Below are 2,297 nucleotides of genomic sequence, written 5' to 3' on the forward strand. Positions count from 1 at the left end.
AAGTGGACAGAATTACTTTCATTTTATGAAACTCTGTATTCTCAAGGCTTTCCCAGACTTCATTTTTTCGTTATAAATGCCACGCACTCCACATGCACCGAATGAGGGAACATATCAACCGGTTGAACCTCCTCGCACTTAAATCCTCTCTCATCCAAATAAGCCAAATCCCTAGCCAAAGTAGCAGGATTACAAGAAACATAAACTACTCTATCAGGATTCATAGAAACAATCGTATCCAAAACCTTCTCATCGCATCCTTTTCTAGGAGGATCCACAACCACTACATTAGCAGTCTTACCTTCCTTATACAAACTAGGAACGACCTCCTCAGCCTTGCCTACATAAAACTCTACATTATCCAGCTTATTTATCTGTGCATTTCTCTTTGCGTCTTTTATTGCATCTTCTACTATCTCTATTCCGTACACTTTTTTAGCTTTTTGAGCCAAAAATAGAGAGATAGTACCTATTCCGCAGTATATATCAAACACTGTATCATCTTCTTTTAGATTTGCATATTCTAGTGCCTTGTTATATAAAACCTCTGTCTGTACAGGGTTTACCTGGAAGAACGATAGTGGAGATATTTCAAACACTAAATTTCCTATATAGTCATTTATTTTTCCGTTTCCATAGATAACCTTATTTTCTTTTCCTAGTATTACATTAGTTTTTTCTCTATTTACATTTACAACTAGTGTCTTAAAGCCTGGGATATTTTCTTCCAAAACCGATGCCAATTCGTTTAAATATGGTAGTTTTCGCCCATTTGCTACTAATACTACCATTACTTCGTTAGTTGTAAATCCTACTTTAGTCACTAAGTGTCTTAGTACTCCTGTGTGAGTTTTTTCATCATAAATACTTACTTTATAGGCATTTATGTATGTTTTTATTATTTGTATTATTTTATCATTTACATCGTGTTGTATTACACACTGATTTGTGGGTATTACATCGTGGCTTTTCTTTTTATAAAATCCTATTGCTGGATTGTTATTAATTTTTTGAATAGGAAATTGTGCCTTATTTCTATATCTATAAGGATTCTCCATTCCAAGTGTATCGTGTACAAACACATCTTCTAGTTTTCCTATCCTACTTATGGTCTGCTTTACTTCATTTGTTTTAAGATCAAGTTGTTTTTTATATTCTAGTTCTTGAATTTGACAACCACCGCAGTCTTTTAGTTTTTCACTACATACTCTATCTACTCTAAATGGAGATTTTTCAATTATTTCTACTATATCCCCTACTGCATAGTTTTTCTTAGATTTGTTTATCTTTACTTTTAATTTATCTTGTATTAATCCGCCCTCTACAAAAACTGTAAAACCATCATGTTTACCTATTCCAACTCCACCTTGACCTATATCCACTATATCTACAGTATATTCACTATTTTTCAATAACATAGGCATTCCTCCGCTCGTATATTTTTATAAACTACAATTCTCTATTTTACCAAAAAAATAGGAGCTTATAAAGCCCCTATATAAATAAATCCTTAGTTTTTATCCCCCTATATAGTTGTAAACAAGTAAATATTAATAAAAGTGCTCCTAGTATAGGTCCTACTCTCACTAATACTTCTGCTAGATTCTGTGATACCCCGTCCTTTACTATTTCAGTTACAGCACCTGTGATGTTTTTACTAGAATTTATTCCGTATCTTATCCATGTAAATGAAGTCATCATCGCTACAGGAACTACGCTCATAGTCATATAAAATCCAGCTATAGATCTATTTTTAACACCTTTTAGCCCCATATATATTGGTAAAAAGAACAGTACTGGAAGTACAAACCCATAAAATTGTGGAGATAATGCTAAAAATAACATTGCAGAAAACATAAAGCTAGTTATGTATTTTCTTAAGTAAAGTGTTTTTCCTTCAAAGTCACATAACGATGCTTTTGCGTATCTTATATACACTTCTATACTACGATTTAATTCATTTTGGGATATATTTTTTGAATTTCTCAATTCCTTTATTAAATCCATTCCTTTTGAGTTTAATTGATTGTACTGAGCCTTGAAATCATCATTTATGCTTACATCTTTATAATCATTTTTTAATTTTTTAAAATCATTTAAATACTTATTCTTATTTTTGTCCTTTAATCCTTTAGCTCTAGCTATTTCATCAATAAGTTGACTTATAGTAGTTATTATTAAATTAGCTTTCAATTTAAACTCACCCCCTTGTATAATGTAGTTGTAACATTTGATAGAAAACTTTCTAATAATCTAACGAACATTAACAACTTTTCTTAATTTTTAAATTTGTATAA

General features: G+C 31.2%; 2 protein-coding genes. Both read right to left on the reverse strand.

Going from position 1 to position 2,297, the window contains the following annotated elements:
- Window positions 1-59: 59 nt before the first annotated feature.
- Window positions 60-1,418, reverse strand: coding sequence for a 23S rRNA (uracil(1939)-C(5))-methyltransferase RlmD (rlmD, locus tag BUB34_RS12825; RefSeq protein ID WP_073127861.1), 1,359 nt, complete (start codon window positions 1,416-1,418; stop codon window positions 60-62).
- Window positions 1,419-1,494: 76 nt separating this feature from the next.
- A complete protein-coding gene (locus tag BUB34_RS12830; protein WP_073127863.1) occupies window positions 1,495-2,193 on the reverse strand; it encodes a hypothetical protein in 699 nt (232 codons plus the stop codon).
- Between the last annotated feature and the right edge of the window lie 104 nt (window positions 2,194-2,297).

The sequence above is a fragment of the Asaccharospora irregularis DSM 2635 genome (genome assembly GCF_900129815.1).
In the GTDB taxonomy this organism is placed as follows: Bacteria; Bacillota; Clostridia; order Peptostreptococcales; family Peptostreptococcaceae; genus Asaccharospora; species Asaccharospora irregularis.